Here is an 18,916-nt window from a genome sequence, read left to right as displayed (position 1 = left end):
TTTGAATACGCTCCAGCGCGCTCAATCCACGCTAGTGGGCGGGGGGCTATAACCGAGATTTATAAAAGCGCGATGTATCAAAGAACAGTTGAGTTCTTTGAGCCGTATCCGGCTGTCATTGAGCGACGAACGTTTAATTAATTTGATAATTAATATGGGGTATTGATCATGTCGAAAAGTGGAATCAGTGAATCAGCGATTGCTGCTTTTACCGCCTCCGAGCGTGCCCGGTTTATACAAAACAACCCCACTTCACTGGCGCTGGCCGAGCGCGCCAAGGCGAATCTGTTCAACGGTGTGCCCATGCACTGGATGAGCGATTGGTCGATGCCTTCGCCGCTCTTCGTCCAGCGTGCCAAAGGGGCGCGCTTCACCGACGTTGACGGGCATGAATACATCGACTTTTGCCTCGGCGACACCGGCACCATGTTTGGCCATTCACCTGATCCTGTTGCCCGCGCCATAACCGAGCAGGCGAACAATGGCTTGACCACGATGCTGCCGGGCGAAGACGCGGTGGTCTGCGGCGAGTTGCTGGCTGAGCGGTTCGAGCTGCCTTACTGGCAAGTGACCGCCAATGCGACTGATGCCAACCGTTATGTGCTGCGCTGGGCGCGCGCTATCACCCAGCGCAAGGTCTTGCTGGTGTTCGACGGCTGCTACCACGGCACCGTGGATGACGTGATGGTGCGCTACCGCGACGGCAAGACAGTGCACCGTTCAGGCCTGGTGGGCCAAGCCTACGACTTGAGCCAATACAGTCGATCCATCCCCTTCAACGATGTCGCCGCACTGGAGGCGGCGTTAGCCCAGGGCGATGTGTGCGCGCTGATGTGCGAGCCGGCGATGACGAACATTGGCATGGTCCTGCCGGATCCGGGGTTCATGCAAAAGTGTCGAGAGCTGACCCGTAAATATGGCAGCCTGTTGGTCATTGATGAGACCCACACTATTTCCACCGGCCTCGGTGGGTGCACGCGCCAGTGGGATTTGAAACCCGACTTTTTCGTGGTGGGTAAACCCATTGCAGGTGGCGTGCCTTGCGCGGTGTTTGGCGTTAGCGAGTCAGTCGCCTCGGCCATGCGCGACGTCCAGAAGGCCATCAGCGAAGAGAGCGGCGGGCATGGCCACAGTGGCATGGGAACGACGCTGTCGGCCAATGCACTGGCGATGCGCTGCATGCGCGTCAGTCTCGAAGAGGTCATGACCGCGTCTGCCTACGAGCACATGCTGGCGCTGGCCTCAAGGCTGGCCCAGGGGTTTCGAGGGTTGTTCAAGCGGCACCAACTGAACTGGTCGGTAACAGAGTTGGGCGCGCGTTGTGAATTTCAATTCTGTGCCACACCGCCAAGAACAGGCGCGCAAGCCGAAGCGGCTTTTCACGACAGCCTCCAAATGGCGCTGCATCTCTATCTGATCAATCGCGCAATTCTTATCACGCCTTTTCACAACATGACCCTGTGCTGTCCGCAAACACGTGACGCGGATATCGACAGGCTGATCGCTGAGTTGGATAACGCGCTGACCACGCTGCTTGCCCTGCCTGGCGCGCGGGTTATGGCTTGATAACGGCACGTCTGAAAACGCCATTGTTCTTAAATACTGCCAGTCGCTTGAATGAGCGCTAAGAGGTTTGACATGCAATTTGCGGATAAAAAAGAGGCCCTGGATTATCTGGCCGCCCACCCTGAAGTGCTGAGCATCGAGTTGTTCCTTATCGACGCGAATGGCGTTCCACGGGGCAAACTGTTGCATCGCGACGAACTGCTGGCGATCTACGAAAATGGTCGGCCATTGCCAAGTTCCATTCTCGCCTTGACCGTGCAGGGTGAAGACGTAGAAGACACAGGCTTGGTCTGGGAGGTTGCCGACGCCGATTGTTGGACATACCCCTTGGCGGGAAGCCTGACCTTGCAACCCTGGCGCACCAACCCCACCGGTCAAGTGCAGGTGAGCATGCACCCGAGCCAAGGAATTCCCGCCGCACCGGCGGACCCGCGCCACGTACTGGTGAACACCATCGAGCGGCTGAAAGCCGATGGACTGCATCCGGTCATGGCGGTTGAGTTGGAGTTTTACCTGCTGGACCGACAACGCGACGTCAACGGTCGGCCGCAGCCGGCGTTGCAGGCCAATGGCGTACGCCCTGTTGCACCACAGGTCTATGGCGTTTACGAGCTGGAGCAGCTTCAACCGTTTCTTGATGACCTCTACGCGGCGTGCGCGCTGCAGGGCTTGCCGGTACGTACGGCGATATCCGAGTACGCGCCAGGCCAGCTCGAGTTGACGCTGGAGCATCGGTTCGACGCACTCCAGGCCATTGATGAAGGCGTACGTTACAAACGCCTGGTCAAGGGTGTGGCCAACAAACATGGGTTGCAAGCGTGCTTCATGGCCAAGCCATTCAGCGATCAGGCCGGCAGCGGTATGCACCTGCACGTCAGCCTTGCCGACGAGCACGGCAATAACCTGTATGCGAGCGAAGACCCACAGGGCACGCCACTGTTGCGGCACTCCATCGGCGGGATGATGGAGACCTTGTTTGACTCGCTGGCGATATTTTGCCCCCACGCCAATTCATATCGACGCTTCCAGACCGGTAGTTACGCGCCGCTGGCTAAAAGTTGGGGCGTCAACAACCGCACAGTTTCGTTCCGCGTGCCCGGCGGCCCTGCACTCAGTCGGCACATCGAACACCGCATTTGCGGTGCCGATGCCAACCCCTATCTCGCCGCTGCCGCGTTACTGGCGGGCATTCACTACGGCATCACGCATGAAAGCGATCCCGGCGCGGCAATTGTGGGCAATGGCTATGAACAGGCGACCGATTTTCTACCCACCGACTGGCTGACCGCGTTGCAGGCATTGCAACGTTCAACCTGGGCACGTGAGGCGCTGGGCGCCGAGTTCCTGAAGGTGTTCCTGGCGATCAAGTGGCGCGAGTTCCGTCAATTCAATGCTGAAGTCGGAGAACAGGACTGGCGCTGGTACCTCACTCACGCATAAATGTTGGCCCGTCAACGCGTCTAACAAAGCGCGCTGCATGTCGATATCAGGCGCTTGTGTGCCGCTATGAGGCTATTTTTGCGCCGGGAAGGCCGCGTATTGTGACCCGTCATTGGAGAATGATGATCGCCTGACCCTATAGTCAGTACGTCTTAACGTCGATCCAAGAGAACAATAAGAATGATCAACAGCCCAAGTTCGAAGGATGCAAGCGGCCAGCTGGCGCAGGGTTTCAAGCCGCGTCACGTCACCATGCTCTCCATTGCAGGGATTATCGGCGCAGGGTTGTTTGTCGGGTCTGGGCACGCCATTGCGGCGGCGGGCCCGGCGGTGATGCTGGCCTACCTGTTTTCCGGCCTGCTGGTGGTGCTGGTAATGCGAATGTTGGGAGAGATGGCGGTCGCCAACCCCGACACAGGATCCTTCTCAACCTATGCCGATCAAGCTATCGGCCGCTGGGCCGGCTTCACGATCGGTTGGCTTTACTGGTGGTTCTGGGTGCTAGTGATTCCCATCGAAGCATTGGCCGCCGGGCACATCCTCAACCAATGGTTCCCGCAGATCGACGCTTGGCTGTTTGCCTTGTTGTCGATCTTTTTGTTGGTGGTTACCAACTTGTTCAGTGTGTCCAAGTACGGCGAATTCGAGTTCTGGTTCGCGATGGCCAAGGTGGTGGCGATCATAGGTTTTATCGGCCTGGGGGGCGCAGTGTTGATGGGCTGGATTCCCGAACGGGAGGCCAGCGGTTTGAGTCGACTGATGGAGGAGCATGGAGGCTTTGCGCCTAATGGTTTGTCGGCCGTCGTCGGCGCATTCATAACCATCATGTTCAGTTTTATCGGCACTGAAGCCGTCACCATTGCGGCTGCGGAGTCCAGCAACCCGGCGCAGAATATCGCCCGAGCGACACGTTCGGTGATGTGGCGCATCGGCGTGTTTTACGTGTTATCGATCTTCGTGGTTATTTCCGTGGTGCCATGGAATGACCCGTTGCTGGCGTCGGTCGGCTCTTATCAGCGTGCACTGGAGTTGATGAACATTCCCCATGCCAAGCTGCTGGTGGATGTCGTCGTGCTGATTGCGGTGGCCAGTTGCATGAACTCCTCCATCTACATTGCTTCGCGCATGCTGTATTCACTGGGCAAGCGTGGGGACGCGCCAGCCTTGATGAAAAAGACCTCGGCACAGAGTGTGCCCAGGGCTGCTGTGATCGCCAGCACCATCCTGGGCGCTGGTGTGACCTTGCTCAGTTACTTCATGCCGGCTGGGCTGTTCCAGTTTCTGCTGGCCAGTTCGGGCGCCATCGCCTTGCTGGTGTACCTGGTGATCGCCGTTTCACAATTGCGCATGCGCAAAGTATTGCAACAGCGCAATATTCTGCTGACGTTCAAAATGTGGCTGTTTCCCTGGCTCACCTGGGCGGTCATTGTATTTATCTGTTGTGCATTGGCGGTGATGCTTTTAACCCCCGAGCATCGCTTCGAGGTGTCTTCGACGATCGGCCTGGCCTTGCTGATTTCACTGATCGGCGTCATCACCGCGCGGGATCCCCACCCTGTACAAAAACCGATTCCCGCCGTCTCGCGCCCATGAAAGCACGGCCGGTCACCGCTGCTGTTGGATCAGTTCGCCCTGACCTCGTTGGCGTCTGCGCTGGCGCCGCCCTCTATTTTTTCGAGCGCGTTTTGGCTGTCGTTGGCGTTTCTGCATCCGCCAGGGCATCGCCGCCGAGGCTACGGGTGAGTTGCACGGCGGCGTTCTGAAACAGCGGGTGCAGGGTTTGTGCTTGCTCGGCCGTCAACCGGCTGGCGGGGCCCGACAAGACAAGGGCGCCAATCAGGTTTTCCCCTGGACCGAAAATGGGCAGTGCCATGGATGACGCGTGCGGATCTGTCGCGCCTACGGAGTAGATCGGCTTGATCATCTTCGCCGCCAATGAGTAGGGCGTGCGCAGCGCTTCGGCGCCGGCCGCGCCGTCCATTGGGCGGGTGTCGCCGGGTTGCAGGTGCAGGCGCAAATGATGGGGTGAGTTGACTCGATACAGGCACATTCGGTAGGCGCCATGCCTGACGTAGAAGGAGGCTGTCTCACCGGTTTCCTGGGTCAGTCGGTGCAGCAGGGGCGTAATGTGACGCTCCAGGTCCAGCCCGTCCTGGTAGACAGTGTTCAAGCGCATGATCTCTGTGGCCAGTTGATAGCGGCCATCGGCCAGGCGAGTGATCAGGCCGTAATTTTCCAATGAGACCATCAAGCGCATGATGGTGCTTTTGATCAGCCCGGTTCGGTCGGCGAGCTCCGCCAGTTCCAGGGCAGTGTCACCTATTTTGAACGCGGTGAGCACGGTCAGCACCCGATCAGCCGAAGCCACCCCGGTGACTGCCGGGCGCGGGCGAATTTTTACCATTGGGTTGCTCCTTGTGAGTGGCGGTGTCGGGCGGCGCGTGAACAGGCTGCAAAATACTGCCATTGACGCGTGGGGGCAATGCACACGGACCATCAGCCTGGCGCTGCAAAAAAAAAACGCTGCTGGCGGGCGCGACCCGACAGCAGCGAGGGTGCAGCTTTTACAGGGGGCAGCCAGCCTTGGCTTCCTTCTTGAACGCCACAGGATCACTCGAAGGGTTCATGTGTTTGCGGCCGATCAACAGCACCATCAAAGCGCCCAGCGCGCACAGTGCCGCCAGCGGTAGCAAGGCCAGTGCGTGGCTGCCGGTGGCATGTTGGATGGTGCCGTAGACGTTGACCATCAGGCCCCCGCCGATCAGGTTGGCCATCGCGCCAACCGCCGCCAGGCCTGCCGCTGCGGTGGAGGAAGACAGCCACGTCGACACCAGTGCCCAGAACGGTCCTTTCATCGAGTAAGCGCCGATCAACACCATGGACATCATCAGCACCGTCGCCGACAGCGAAGAGGTCAAAAGCGCCAGTAACAGGCCAACGGTGATCAGCAACAGGGTGGTCGCGGTGTGCCAGCGGCGTTCGCCGGTCTTGTCGGAGCTGCGGCCCCACACAATCATCAAGATCGACGCCAGGCCGTAAGGAATCGCGTTGACCAATCCGATTTCCAGGTTGTTCAAGCCAAATGTCTTGAGGAGTTGCGGTGCCCAGACGCTCATGGTGCTGCCCGCTGCCGACGCGCCGGAATAGATCAGCGCCAACACCCAGATATGTTTGTGACGCAGCAGCTTCCACAGCGAGATATGCCCGATCGCGGTTTTGCGTCCGCGTTCTTCAGCCAGTCGCAGGGTCAACCAGGTGCGTTGCTCGTCACTCAGCCATTTCGCTTGCTCGGGGCGATCGGTCAGCACAAACAGGCAGGCGATACCCAGCAACACCGCCGGAATGCCTTCAATGATGAACAGCCAGTGCCAGCCGCGCATGCCGAACCAGCCGTCCATGCTCAGCAACAGGCCGGACAGGGGCGAACCGATAAAGTTGGCGCCGGGAATGGCGACCATGAAGATCGCGACCATGCGCCCACGGTACGAAGCCGGCAGCCAATAGGTCAGGTAAAGCAACACGCCAGGGAAGAACCCGGCCTCCGCAGCGCCCAGCAGGAAACGCATCACATAGAGGGAGTTGGCACCCTGCACGAACGCAGTGCCCGCCGAGACAAGCCCCCAGGTGATCATGATGCGGGCGATCCAGACGCGGGCCCCAAAACGTTGCAACGCCAGGTTGCTCGGCACCTCGACCAGGAAGTAAGAGACAAAGAACAGGCTGCTGGCGAAACCGAAGATTGCGGGCGTGAGCCCCAGGTCCTGGTTCATCTGCAGGGACGCCATGCCGATATTGCCGCGGTCGATGATCGCCAGCAGGTAGCAGAGGATCAGGAACGGCAGCAGTCGCCACGCCACCTTGCGCATGGTTGAACGCTCGATGGCGCTGATTTCGGTGGAGCTGATAGACATGACGCTCTCCCATTTTGTTTTTTTTGGAGAAGTGTTCCGGCCCGTGCCTCGCTCGGAGAAGCACGGGCTATATGAGTTCAATCACTGCGCATACAGGTGACGATTGACCACTGCGCGCGGGTCGGGCGCGATACCGTCCCAGAAATTGATAATCTGCTGCACCGCCAGCAGCCCCACGCGGTCCCGCGCTTCGGCGGTATTGGCGCCGACGTGGGGGGTCGCCACCAGGGTCGGCAGGCCCCATAACGGCGAATCGGCAGGCGGCGGTTCGGGGTTGAACGTATCCAGGCCGGCGCCGCCGATATGACCCGTACTCAGTGCCTGTACCAAGGCGTCGGTATCAATCAGCTCGCCGCGTGCGGTGTTGATCAGCAGGCTGCCTGGGCGCATGCGCTTGAACTGCGCCTCGCCGAACAGGTTGCGGTTCTGTTCCGTGAGCGGGCAATGCAGGCTGATAATATCGCAGCCCGCCAGCAGGGCTTCGAATTCACTGACCTGCTCAACGTTGGGCAAGTCGGGCAGGCTTTTCAGGTACGGGTCATAGACCTTGACCTGCATGCGCAGCGGGCCGACCAGGTCCATCAGGATCCGCCCGATTGAGCCCAGGCCAACCAGGCCGAGGGTCTTGCCTGACAGCTCGATACCTACCGAGTGGGCTTTATCCCAGTGCCCATCACGCATACGTGCATCCAGCAGGGCAGTGTTGCGCGCGACGCTGAACATCAGCGCCAGCGCGTGCTCGGCGACCGACTGCGCATTGGCGCCGAGGGCGATGGTCACGGGAATCTCGCGTTCGGCGGCGGCCGCAACGTCGATGGTGTCGTAGCCCACGCCGTGTTTGGCAATGATCTTCAACTGCGCGGACGCCTGGATCATTTCCCGCGTCAGGTGGCCCTGGCGGACGATGATTGCGTCCGGTTGCTCGCGCGCAATGATCGCAGTCAATGCTTCGGCGGCGGTGTAAGGGATGGTGGGTATCACACGCACGCCGTGTGAAGCGGCAAAGGCCATGGCTTCGGCCGTCAATTCAGGGCCGGTCAGCAGAAGGGTTCGAGTCATGTTGCGCACCTTGGTTTTTTTATCTGTGTGCAGCTGAGGTTGAGTGAGATGCCCCTCAGCGGTGACTGAAACTTATCATAATGAAACGTCGTTGCAATTAAAAAAGATTGGTGTAGAGGTGAATGCGCGATCTTTGTCGCCGTCGAGCGGCGCATATATTCTAAATAAATCACATGTTTAGCTCATTTTTACGCCTGATTTAGAGCGTTAAGGGTGTGAGGGCGAGGTGATGAGCTGCCTGCAGGGCTCTCTTGCAAGGCAAAAAATGAAGTGGTAATTTTAAAACGTCGTTTCATTTTAAGTGATTTCGTAATCACGCACGGCCTACAAAAAACACAAGAAGGTGTCCCCATGTCCATTGGTTTCAGAGTGCTCAAACAAGATCGCAAAGTGTCTGCCGAATGGGTTGAGCGCTATCGGACGGTGCCCGTCGCCAATATCAGCGACTCGATGAATCGCATGACTGCCGGCGGCGCCAGCCTGCGGAGCATGCATCGCCAGGGCGTATTGGTGGGGCCGGCGTTGACTGTCAAGGCCCGCCCTGGCGACAACTTGATGCTGCACTACGCCATTGATATCGCGCAGCCGGGCGACGTCATTGTGGTCGATGCAGGCGGCGACCTGAGTAACGCGCTGATCGGTGAAATGATGGTCGCGTATGCGGCCAGAAGAGGCGTGGCCGGCATTGTGATCAATGGTGCGATTCGGGACGCCGCGAGCATCGGCGCGGGTGACTTCCCATTGTTCGCCGCCGGCGTTACACACCGCGGCCCGTACAAGGATGGCCCCGGCGAAGTCAATGTGCCGATTGCACTGGATGGCATGGTGATCGAACCCGGCGACCTGATGATCGGCGACGAAGACGGCTTGCTTTGCGTGCCGTTTGACCAGGTGGGTGAAGTGTATGATCGTGCCCACGCCAAGCATGCTGCCGAACAAAAGCAGCTTGAGCAGATTGCCCTGGGTGAAAACGACCGAACCTGGGTCTTGAAATCTCTTACACAGAAGGGTTGCGAATTCCCTGGCTGATCCTTGACACCCTGGCCGTAGCATTCGGCCAGGGTTCACGGGTAAGGCGTCGCAGTCTTCATAACTCAAAGGCTTGCTGTGACTTCTGCTCCCACCTCCCGATGGCCCGCGCCGATTCGCGCACTGAGCCACCGCAACTTCCAGATCTACTTTGTGGGCCAGGGCCTTTCCACCCTCGGCAAATGGATTCAACAGGTCGCGCTGGCCTGGTTGGCCTATCACTTGACGGGCTCGGCCGTGTTGCTGGGTACGATCGCCTTTTTGACGTTGCTGCCGCAGTTATTGATCGGGCCATTGGCGGGAGCCTGGTCGGACCGCCACGACAAGCGCCGCCTGTTGATGGGCGTGCAAACCCTGCTTTCCCTGCAATCGCTGGTCCTGGCCGTGTTGACCTGGCAGCACTGGATGAACCGGGAGGTGATCATCGTCATGGCACTGATCCTGGGCTTGCTCAATGCCCTGGAAACCCCGCTGCGCCAGGCGCTGATCAGCAGTTTCGTCGATGATCCCAAGGACCTGCCCAACGCCCTTGTATTGAATGCGATGCTGATCAACGCCGCCCGCTTCATCGGCCCACCCTTGGCGGGGCTGCTGATCAACTGGAGTGGTGAGGCCGGCTGTTTTCTGCTGACGGCTGTCGCGTTTGGCATGTTGCTGATCGGGCTGGGCAGGGTGCAAAGCCGTTTGCAAGCCAAGGCCCAGGGTTCTACCGGAGAAATATTCCGTGAGGGGCTGCGATATTTGTGGCGCACGCTGCACATCCGGCGCCTGCTGATCAGCGTGATCATGGTCAACCTGCTGGCTTCCTGCTACACCGTGTTGTTGCCGATTCTGGCAAAAAACGTGTTTTCGGGTGACGCACAAACCCTGGGTTGGTTATGGGGTGCCGCCGGCGCGGGGGCGTTTGTCGCGACGATTTTTCTGGCGTTCGTCGGCGGAGCGTCGAACCTGCAACGCATCATTGGCATGGGGGCATGGGTGTGCGCGATATCGTTGTGTGCAGTAGCCGCCAATCCCCCGTTGTGGTTCACCCTGATCGCACTCGCCGGTCTGGGTTTCGGCATCACAGTGAGTAATGTCAGCAGCAACATGACCCTGCAAAGCGCCGCCCCCGAGGCGTTGCGGGGGCGAGTGATCGCGTTCTATATCGCCATGCGTTTCGGCTTTGAGGCCATTGGTGGGCTGTTGGCCGGGCTGGCGGCCGCTGCCTTCAGTGTGCAATGGACCTTGTTGCTGGCCGGTGCATTTTTGTTGGTGTATCAGGGGGCGAGCGCATGGGTTGACCGCAAAGCGCGTGAACGCCAGTGATGCTCGACTGTCTGCTGAAACGACTCCATTCCTGTTTTAGGGATTACGGTAAATTTCTACTCTGCAGCCAGGTAGTCATGACCTCGACCAGTTCGGTCTTGCACTCCACCGGCAACCAATGCCCACCGGGCAAGCTGGTTACGCTGAGGTCTGCGCAAGCCGCACGCATGGGGTCGCCCAACCGATTGCCCTTGATGGTATTCATTGGGTCGTAGTCGCCGTTCACAAACAGCACGGGCAATGACAGGCGGCCGCCATCGGGCGCTCGGTGCGCATAGTCGATGTTGGCATCGTCGTTCAAATACCACGCGCAGGGCGCGCGGAAACCATGGGTTTCGAAACTGTGCACCAGTGCAGCGAAGTCTGCCTGCGGCCATAGCGCCAGGTCGGGTTGAGTAGGTGGCGCCCGATGCGCCTCGCCAAACCGCCCACCTTTGCGGGTCACTTGCGCGTTTGATGCCACCTTGGTGATGTTCGCCGGGTCGCCGCGTCGATAAATAGACGCCAGCGATGCGGCTTTATCCGCATCAAGATCAGCGACAGCGCTCGCAAAGTGCGTGTTGTAGTAGCGGTAGTAATCCCATTGACCATCAGGGTACTGGTCCACCGGATAGAGCGCTCGGTCCACCAGCGGGACGAGCGTGGGCAGTGCGTTGGTGCTCGGGAAGTAGGGCACCGACACCAGCACCACGCCACGGCTGCGCTGCGGTTGATGGGCGGCCAGTTCACCTGCCACCACGCTGCCCCAATCATGGCCCACCCAAATGGCGGGTGCGCCACCGAGATGGTCATGCAGCTCTGCCATGTCGGCCACGATGTTTTCAAGGGTGTAGGCATTGAGGGCGCTGGGCGCAGAGGAGCCGCCATAGCCGCGCATGTCGGGTGCGACGCAGTGCCAGCCTTGGGCAGCGAACACTTCGATTTGCGCGCGCCAGATCAGGCTGAGCTCGGGCCAGCCGTGCAGAAATATCATCAACGGCCCATCGGCCGGGCCCGACTCCAGATAGTGCGTGGTATGGCGGGGCGTGCTGTAAACACGCGAAGTCAGCGTGGAAATGGACAAAGGCTATCCTCCTGCTTGCCGGCCGGTAGAGGCGAAGCGGCCACACTATACTGAGCGGTATGTTTCGCCGTTTGTTCCCCTATGAGAATGCCTTCATGTCATACAGATAGGATGTTGAACGGTCGCCACATCAGGTGTTTTAGCATCGCTGCGCCTATTTTTGGTGGTTACAGTCGCCTATCGCATCAGGATCATGAGGGTAGGTTGGCCGCATGCTTGCAGGGTTGCCCCGTCCTCTTTGTGTTTGTGTGGAGTCGCTGAATGCTTTTGCGGATAAAACTATTTTTCCTGTTCGTTCCACTGGCCCTGTTGGCCTGCGGGCGACTGGACATTTCATCAAGCCGCTACGAAACCTATGCGGCGGCGCTCGATGCCGGCGCGATAGGGCCAGGGCGGTGGCTGCCCAGCCAATTGCCAGCGTCGGCAGTTGGCATTCGTGAAACACACGATATTGATACGAATGAGGTCTGGTTTAGTTACGCGAGTGCTTCCAATAGGCCACCCGAGGAATGTAGCGAACTGCTGGCCGACCAATTGCGCCTGCCGAGGACCCGATGGGTCTACGAGGTTGAAGAGTTCTTCCGTGGCTTGAAGGATGTACAGGCGTCAGGCCGAGCAAGTTTCCATAGTTGCCACGGTGCAGGGTACGACTATTACCTGGTCATAGACCCAGAACGTAACCTGGCCTACGGCTGGTCACTGGGAGGTTACGGGGAAGGTTTAGGCCGGCCTGGGGCGGCTCGTTGATCATTTTATGAATTTTACGTACACCCTCTCAGGGTCGTGCTCATCAAGGTTCTCGATTTGCCCGCTCGGTATAAACCCGGCCTTGGCGAGCATGGCTTGGGACGCCAGGTTGGAGGCATTGGTTGATGCAAACAGCTTGGGCGTTTTGCACAACGCTTCTGCGCCCGCCAATAATTGCAGCGCCAGACCCTGGCGTTGATGCATCGGCGACACGACCACCAGCGCCACAAAATCGTAGCTGAAAAACTCATCAGTCAACACCAGGTAGCCCGCACATTCACCGGCCGTGACGACGACCAGGCATCGTTGGCTAATCACCGCGTCATGGATAAACACGCGCCGATGAGCGTGGGCTGTGGCGTAGGCGTCCAACTCCACCAGGGCGCGTACGTCATCAGGTGTGGCCTGGCGGATTAGCCGGTGTTCAGGGGCCGGCGGGTGTCGGTCTTGGGGCATTGGAATCACCGTTGGAGCGAATGGGTAAGGTGTGAGTGTTGAAGGCGTTTGCAGTGCTCAAAAAAGTACCATCGGCACGTGCATCAGCAGCATACAGGTAGCGCTGGCCTTGAACGCCTCCCTGGCCAGCGCTTTGCTGTCAGCGTGTCAAGCGCCAGGCCTGACGCGGAACGCCAGGAACACCGGGCCGGCCGGGAAGGTACTGACTTCCAGCTCATCGAGTGGATTGAGCGTGTTTGTTCGCACCCCTGCGTTGCTGTAAAGCGTGTGGCTGCCCGATGTCGCAATGTTGATCTTGCCGGCACCCGCCTGGATCAGCGTGGCCTTGAACCCTTCAGTCACATTGTCACCCAGGGTGAGTGTGACGTCAGTGTTGCTGATCACCAGGATCGACTTGCCTGAATCGGCCATGGTCAAGGGCCTGCTGGCCGTGATTGAGGCACTGGTGTGCACGTGGCCCCCGGCGTGGTAAGTGACCATCCTGGGGTCGGCGAAGACGCGCGCGAAGGTGCCGACATAGTTGACACTGGCGCGCATGTCATCGAACTGTTCCAGCACATAGGTGCCGATGCTGCCGGAGACGTCTGTGCCGGGGTCCAGCGCCCATTTGCGCCCGACCATCAGCCCGATCCGGGTGTTGGCACGCACACCGGCGCGTAGTTCTTCGAGAAACAGTGTGCTGATCTGGCCGCCACCCTTGCCCTGGGCATAGGTAAAGCGGGCAATGGAATGGCTGTCGCCCGTAGGGCTGCCCTGGGAGGTATCGACCTGGTAGTCGATGTAGTCTGCCGAGACGATGGTGCTGGTGGTGTTGGCGTTAGGCGCCCAGGTGAAATCCAGGACCCTGCCGGTTTTGATCTGCTCCTGGGAGACGGTGGCCTGGGTGGTTGTGGTGGAGCCTGACTGCTGCAAGTCGTCGTTCATGATACTCATCCTTAAGTAATGTGCGTGCTTGGGTGTGGGTCGACATGGCCCGACGCGCATGACCGCCGTCATGGCGCTGTTTTTTCTACAGCATAAGCGTGCGCTGCATGCTGTATAAATAAACAGTAGTTCGGGTTTTGTCGCTTCGCAACTGTGGCGAGGGAGCTTGCTCCCGCTGGGGTGCGAAGCGGCCCCAAAAATGGGCCTGCTACTCAGTCCAACGGGAGCAAGCTGCCTCGCCACGGGTCAATGATTGTCAGCTCGAACGCTTAACGCTCCGCACGCGCGTATTGCGCCAGCAGATCGGCCGCATCCTGGTAGCAACCCGCCAGTTCGCGTGCGCCTAAACGCGTCAATGCGTGGGCCGTGCGTCGGGCCTGGAGGGCATTGAGCGCAGGGTGAGCGGCAAACCGGGACAAGCGCCGGGCGCCACTTTGTGCGCAGCGTGCGAGCGGTGTGCCGGGGGGCAGATGCCGGGCCTGGGCTTGCAGCCGTTGCAGGCTTCGGCTCAGTTGCAGTGACAGATAGCCAGCCCTGTGAACCGCTGGGGCATCCGGGCCGGCCAGCGCCTGCAACGACACGATCCGGTGTTGTTGCCGGGCTTGCCACTTGAGCAGGTCCAGGCGCGCGCCATCGCGCAATAATTGTCGGGTGCTGGCGTGAACGGCGCGCTTTATTGCGCGCACGTGGCGCTCGGCGTTTCTGGGCAGGAGCTGGAACGCCAACAGGCAAATCGCCAGTGCCACCAGCCACGCGAGCGCCTGATTGGCAAAGTCGATGAAGTCGTATTGAGCTGTGCCGCCGGTGCTGACCAGCGTGTTAAAGGTGACCAGGTAGGCAATGCCCTGAAACGCGTGTCGCGGCCGGGTGGTGGCCTGAATACCGATGATCCAGAAGAGGCTCAGTACGACGATGAGCAGCGCGACGCCACTGATATGAGGCAGTAATAAAAACTTGCACACCGTCGCCGCCAATATGCCGTACAGCGTGCCCTTGAAGAACGCCGCAACGCCGCGAGTGGGCGCCGCAGTGGCCGCCAGCAAGGTGCAATAGGGGCCCAAAACCGCCAGCAACGACGGGCCCTGGTCCCAGGCCGTGAGGTACCAGACGGCGGCGGTGGCCAATGTTGCGACCAACGCGCGAATGCCATTGCGCAGTGCATCGCCATAATGGCGGTGGAAACCGACCGCACGGGCGGGGGCAGGGGTGGTGCGCTCAAGGCAGGCAAAGCACTCCAGGGCGCTGGACAGGTCTGCCAGTGGCTCGCTCAGCTGCGCGGGGTGTTCAGGTTCACCCTCAAGGCGGTCTTGCAGGGCCTTGACCTGCGCGGCGGTCGTGAAAAAGTCCGGGCGGGCTTCGGCCATTTGCTGCAGCGCCTGGCCCGTGTGAATACACGCCGGTAAAGCAGGCGCACAGGTCGGCACGCTGTGCAGGACGGCGGCATGCAAATACGCCAGCCCGGCCTGAAGGGTCGACAGTCGGGTGCGGATCAGCTGTGACTCACCTCGACCAACCCCGAGCAGGTCATCCACCTTGCCGATGTCGATGCCGAGTTGGCCTTGCTCGGCCGTAGAGGTCTCACGTTCACCGCTATAGTGAGCCGCCAGCAACCGCAGCGTGCGAGCGCAGACATCCCCAAGCACCTGCTTGAGTTGCTGCTCGACCGTCTTGCGTCCGAACAGCGTGGCCACCAGGCTCAAGCTCAACACGCCCAGCGCCACTGCCGATCCCCGTGTGACGATATGATCAAACGCTTGCGCCGGGGCGACGATCGCCGGGCCGAGCGCCAGGCAAACGGTGTAGCCGGCGACCACGGCCGCGGTGGCGTGGTAGTGCCGCAGCAAGGTCATGGCGGCGACACACAGCCCCAGCCACAGCCCGATTCCGAGGATAAACAGCAACATTTTCTGCGCAAACAAACCCGTCAGAAACACCGCCGCGACCAGCCCCAGCCCGGTGCCCAGCGCCCGATAGAGGCCTTTGCCAACCGCCGCGCCCTGTAGCGGATGAATCAGTAGTAACACGGTCGACGTCGCCGAGAAGGGGGCGTCCAGGTGCAGGTGCAAGCCCAGCCATAACGCCAGTGAGGCCGCCGCCAGGCTGCGAAACACGTAGCCCGACGAGCCGGGCGTCCACACCCCGGGCAGTACGGCCAACATGCGCGCCACCGGCCCCGTCATCACAGGTACTCCTGCAGCCAGCGAGTCAGTCGCCCATGCGGCTCGGCACCGGCCTCAGTCACTTCGACGCTGGCGGTCATGCCTGCCGCCAGCTCCACACCCGCTGGCACGCTGTCCAGTTCAATGCGTACCGGCACGCGTTGCGCCAGGCGTATCCAGCTGAACGTCGGCGCCACTTGGGGCAAGCCGCTGTCGCTGCGCAACTCGTTACCGTCGGCAATCCCGCGACCGATACTGGCGACATGCCCGGAAAGCAGCGGGGCAAACCCCATCAGCTTGATCGACGCTGGCGCACCCACCCGAATGCCTGGCAGCTTGGTCTCTTCGAAATACCCGGTAACCCAGAAACTGTGGCTGTCGACCACATAGATATTGGTGCTGCCCGCCACCGCGTAATCCCCCGGCTGCAAGCGCAGCTGGGTCACATAACCATCGACGGGTGAACGAAGGGTGGTGCGCGCCAGGTCCAGCTGCGCCTGGGCCAACTGGCTCTGGGCCGCGTCCACCCGCGCTTTGGCCACGGCCAGGTCCTGGGCGGCATTGTCGGTCTGCTCCCGCGCAATGGCGTCGCCGAGTTGCTGGCGCCGCCTGAACTGCGCGCTGCGCTGCTCGAACACGCTGCGCGCCTGGGCCAGCTCAGCCGTGCGCTGTTGCCGGGCCAGCAGGTAGGCGCGCTGATCGATCTGATACAGCAAGGCACCCTTGGCCACCCACTGGTTGTCGCCCACCTGCAACTGTTCGACCTGGCCGGACACCTCGGGCGCAATGCGTATGACCTGCGCGCTGACGCGCCCGTCGCGTGTCCAGGGCGCCAGCACATAGGCACGCCACAACTGGGTGCAGAAAAATACAGCAAGCAGCCCAAGCCCAAGGGTCACCAGCCTCTTGAGGATTTTATCGAGCGTCATGGCGTGGTCCTCACAGCTTCACTACCAGTATTGAAAGGACGATCACGGACACAAAGAACCGCGTCAGGCTGGGGTGCCAGGTCCAATCCAGCCAACCTCGCAGGAGGCGGTCGAGCGCCGCGTAAATCAGCGCGGCAGCGCCCAGGTAGAGCAGGAAAGGCGGCAGGTAGAGGTTGGCAATCGTGATTTCGCTGAGCATTGCGTGAGTCTCGCCATCGGCCTTCACGCTGAAGGCCCTGTTGACGATGGTAAGGAATGCTCGAGTGTGCCGATATTGAGTATGCTGCCAACCTATAATCAAATTCGGACACGCGAGTGGCAGCTAATGGACGACACCACGCTCTACACGGTTGAACAGTTTGAGTTTGATGCGCTGCATCAGCCCGCAGTCGCGATGATGCTGGGCACTCAGCGCCACAACGCCGAATACGCTGTACACCGCCACCGTAAAGGCCAACTGGTGGTGGCCTATCATGGCGGCATTGTGTGCACCGTGGAGGATGGCGTGTGGATGGTGCCGACAGGGTTCGGCGTATGGATTCCGGCCGAGGTTGCGCACAGCAACCGCATCACCGCCAACGGCAAAGTCGGGTTTTTATTCATAGAACCGGGGGCCGCCGCGCTGGCGCAAAAATGCTGCACCCTGGTGTTGTCGCCGTTGATTTTGGAGTTGATCAAGCACCTGGGCAGTCTGGAGCAGGATTATCCGCCGCACAGTGCGACCGCACGCTTGGCCAGCGTCCTGCTCGAACAATTGGAGCAGGCGCCCTCGGAACAACTGTACCTGCCGCTGCCGGCTTCGACGCAACTGCGCGCTATTGCGCGCAGCTTGGCGCAGGCCCCGGAAAACCGCCGCACCATGGCCGATTGGGCACATCAAGTGGCGATGAGCGAGCGGTCGCTGGCGCGTTTGATCAAGCGTGAAACCGGGCTGACATTTGGCCAGTGGCGCAAGCAATGGCAAATCATCGTGGCCTTGCAGAGCCTGGCCGAAGGCGAGTCGGTACAGCGCACCGCCGAGGCGCTGGGGTATGAGTCGGTCAGCTCGTTTATCAGTATGTTTCGCAAGACCCTGGGTTCACCGCCGGCACGTTATATCCGCAGTACGCAGCCCGCTAGTCGTGCGCTCAATACTGATCCACCAGGCGCTGCAACTGCGGGTCTCGAACCCTGAACACCTCGAACAGCCCCAGCGCGCGTAACGCAGGGAGCAGCGCCAGCAGGTCCTGCTCGGCGATGGTTCGCTGTTGTGCATCGGTGTTTGGATCACACCAGGCCCGGGCATTCACCAGAAAGGCGCCCACACTGCCTTTGCGGATGACAACGCCGTGGCGTTCAGTCTGATTCTGGTTATCGGGCAACAGTTCTTCGGCGCGCATGTTGTGTATTCCTGGGAGTTGAGGCTGCGACTATAGACGCGCCAAAGTGGCCTGGGTACGCTATTGAAGACAATCAATAGTCCATCAAGGCCACTTATGTCCGCTGCGCTGATTCCCTCTTCGGTATTAACGGCTGCCCATGGCCCGCTGGTTGTCGCCGTGGTCCGAGTGGACGCTGAACCGCGTATCACCGAGCGCCATTGCCATGCGCGTGGGCAGTTGCTGGGCACACGCCACGGCTTGTTATCAGTGGACGCCGGCGCCAGCCAGTGGGTGGTGCCGGCGACCCATGCGGTGTGGATCCCGCCGAATATCTCCCATGGCGCGCGCTCCCACGGCCCCTTCGCGGGGTGGAGTGTCTACGTGTCGCCGCAGGGCTGTGTCGAGCTGCCGGATACGCCTTGCGTCCTGGCAATCTCCGCACTTTTGCGCGAGGCGGTGATGCGCGCTGCCGCCTGGCAGGGCCCTGAGCTGGACGCTGCGCAGTTGCGCCTGGCCGGGGTGATTGTGGATGAGATCCGGACCTTGCCACGTGTGACCCTGGGCTTGCCGATGCCTCAGGATGCGCGCCTGCGCAAGATCGCCCAGGCGCTGTCCGATTGCCCGGACGACGAGCGTCACCTGCAGGGGTGGGCGGCCTGGGCGGGCATCGCCCCGCGCACACTGACGCGTCGGTTTGTGCTGGAAACGGGGTTCAGTTTCACCGCGTGGCGCCAGCGCGTGCGTTTGTTGCGCGCGCTGGAGAGGCTGGCGGCGGGTGTGCCGGTCACGCGTGTGGCGCTGGAGTTGGGCTATGACAACGTCAGTGCTTTTATCGCACTGTTTCGCCGCACGTTTGGGGTGACGCCTGGGCGTTACTTCACGGCGCATGAGCGTTTATAAGTAAAAAATCAATACCTGAAGTTAGCAGTTTGCACTTTTATTGATGGTTATTCAGCTGGTGTTC

18 protein-coding genes are annotated in these 18,916 nt (G+C 60.4%); 8 read left to right on the top strand and 10 right to left on the bottom strand.

The genetic code is table 11. From position 1 onward, the window contains the following. Positions 1–168: 168 nt before the first annotated feature. The 3 genes from QF043_RS17755 (at position 169) to gabP (ending at position 4,599) form a co-directional block, all read left to right on the top strand. On the top strand, positions 169–1,566 hold the full coding sequence (locus QF043_RS17755) for an aspartate aminotransferase family protein (protein ID WP_307421432.1): 1,398 nt from the start codon (positions 169–171) through the stop codon (positions 1,564–1,566). 72 nt (positions 1,567–1,638) lie between these two features. Then, positions 1,639–3,006 carry a glutamine synthetase family protein gene (locus QF043_RS17750; RefSeq protein ID WP_307419577.1) on the top strand — a complete coding sequence of 456 codons (1,368 nt, stop codon included), beginning with the start codon at positions 1,639–1,641 and terminating at the stop codon, positions 3,004–3,006. A gap of 180 nt (positions 3,007–3,186) precedes the next feature. After that, positions 3,187–4,599, top strand: a complete 1,413-nt coding sequence (gene gabP / locus QF043_RS17745) for a GABA permease (protein ID WP_373460709.1) — start codon at positions 3,187–3,189, stop codon at positions 4,597–4,599. A 73-nt stretch (positions 4,600–4,672) separates the two neighbouring features. On the opposite strand, the gene QF043_RS17740 is transcribed toward gabP, so the two are convergent. From QF043_RS17740 to QF043_RS17730, 3 genes are all read right to left on the bottom strand, one after another. Beyond that, the gene (locus QF043_RS17740; RefSeq protein ID WP_307419576.1) at positions 4,673–5,410 is read right to left on the bottom strand and encodes an IclR family transcriptional regulator; all 738 of its coding nucleotides are present in this window, start codon (positions 5,408–5,410) and stop codon (positions 4,673–4,675) included. 160 nt (positions 5,411–5,570) lie between these two features. After that, positions 5,571–6,917 (bottom strand): MFS transporter, encoded by a 1,347-nt coding sequence (locus QF043_RS17735; RefSeq protein ID WP_307419575.1) that lies wholly within the window; start codon positions 6,915–6,917, stop codon positions 5,571–5,573. An 81-nt stretch (positions 6,918–6,998) separates the two neighbouring features. After that, positions 6,999–7,976 carry a hydroxyacid dehydrogenase gene (locus tag QF043_RS17730; protein WP_307419574.1) on the bottom strand — a complete coding sequence of 326 codons (978 nt, stop codon included), beginning with the start codon at positions 7,974–7,976 and terminating at the stop codon, positions 6,999–7,001. A 351-nt stretch (positions 7,977–8,327) separates the two neighbouring features. Here QF043_RS17730 and QF043_RS17725 point away from each other — a divergent pair, with 351 nt between their 5' ends. Beyond that, positions 8,328–9,005, top strand: coding sequence for an RraA family protein (locus QF043_RS17725; RefSeq protein WP_065931442.1), 678 nt, complete (start codon positions 8,328–8,330; stop codon positions 9,003–9,005). Between the two features lie 78 nt (positions 9,006–9,083). After that, a complete protein-coding gene (locus QF043_RS17720) occupies positions 9,084–10,313 on the top strand; it encodes an MFS transporter (RefSeq protein WP_307419573.1) in 1,230 nt (409 codons plus the stop codon). Positions 10,314–10,356: 43 nt separating this feature from the next. Here QF043_RS17720 and QF043_RS17715 read toward each other — a convergent pair whose 3' ends face one another. After that, positions 10,357–11,376, bottom strand: a complete 1,020-nt coding sequence (locus QF043_RS17715; protein WP_307419572.1) for an alpha/beta hydrolase — start codon at positions 11,374–11,376, stop codon at positions 10,357–10,359. 261 nt (positions 11,377–11,637) lie between these two features. Between QF043_RS17715 and QF043_RS17710 the strand changes: the two genes are divergently transcribed. Continuing rightward, positions 11,638–12,123 (top strand): hypothetical protein, encoded by a 486-nt coding sequence (locus QF043_RS17710; RefSeq protein ID WP_307419571.1) that lies wholly within the window; start codon positions 11,638–11,640, stop codon positions 12,121–12,123. Here QF043_RS17710 and QF043_RS17705 read toward each other — a convergent pair whose 3' ends face one another. From QF043_RS17705 to QF043_RS17685, 5 genes are all read right to left on the bottom strand, one after another. Further along, the gene (locus QF043_RS17705; protein WP_307419570.1) at positions 12,124–12,579 is read right to left on the bottom strand and encodes a GNAT family N-acetyltransferase; all 456 of its coding nucleotides are present in this window, start codon (positions 12,577–12,579) and stop codon (positions 12,124–12,126) included. It lies immediately after the preceding gene. Between the two features lie 147 nt (positions 12,580–12,726). Beyond that, positions 12,727–13,503 carry a hypothetical protein gene (locus tag QF043_RS17700; protein WP_307419568.1) on the bottom strand — a complete coding sequence of 259 codons (777 nt, stop codon included), beginning with the start codon at positions 13,501–13,503 and terminating at the stop codon, positions 12,727–12,729. Between the two features lie 269 nt (positions 13,504–13,772). Next, on the bottom strand, positions 13,773–15,683 hold the full coding sequence (locus QF043_RS17695) for an FUSC family protein (RefSeq protein WP_307419567.1): 1,911 nt from the start codon (positions 15,681–15,683) through the stop codon (positions 13,773–13,775). Next, entirely contained in the window at positions 15,683–16,591 is a 909-nt protein-coding gene (locus QF043_RS17690) for an HlyD family secretion protein (RefSeq protein WP_307419565.1), read from the bottom strand. Before QF043_RS17690 ends, QF043_RS17695 begins: the two co-directional genes overlap by 1 nt. 10 nt (positions 16,592–16,601) lie before the next feature. Beyond that, positions 16,602–16,790 (bottom strand): DUF1656 domain-containing protein, encoded by a 189-nt coding sequence (locus QF043_RS17685; RefSeq protein ID WP_307419564.1) that lies wholly within the window; start codon positions 16,788–16,790, stop codon positions 16,602–16,604. Positions 16,791–16,916: 126 nt separating this feature from the next. Between QF043_RS17685 and QF043_RS17680 the strand changes: the two genes are divergently transcribed. Then, positions 16,917–17,765, top strand: a complete 849-nt coding sequence (locus tag QF043_RS17680) for a helix-turn-helix domain-containing protein (RefSeq protein WP_307419563.1) — start codon at positions 16,917–16,919, stop codon at positions 17,763–17,765. Here the strand turns inward: QF043_RS17680 and QF043_RS17675 are convergent. Beyond that, entirely contained in the window at positions 17,719–17,970 is a 252-nt protein-coding gene (locus QF043_RS17675; RefSeq protein ID WP_307419562.1) for a hypothetical protein, read from the bottom strand. The two genes, QF043_RS17680 and QF043_RS17675, sit on opposite strands and share 47 nt — an antisense overlap. 96 nt (positions 17,971–18,066) lie before the next feature. Here QF043_RS17675 and QF043_RS17670 point away from each other — a divergent pair, with 96 nt between their 5' ends. Continuing rightward, entirely contained in the window at positions 18,067–18,852 is a 786-nt protein-coding gene (locus QF043_RS17670) for a helix-turn-helix transcriptional regulator (protein ID WP_307419561.1), read from the top strand. Positions 18,853–18,916 lie beyond the last annotated feature (64 nt).

Source organism: Pseudomonas sp. W3I7 (assembly GCF_030816095.1).
Lineage (GTDB): Bacteria > Pseudomonadota > Gammaproteobacteria > Pseudomonadales > Pseudomonadaceae > Aquipseudomonas > Aquipseudomonas salomonii.
The sequence above is the reverse complement of the archived record's forward strand: the minus strand, read 5'-3'. Positions and strand labels throughout refer to the sequence as shown.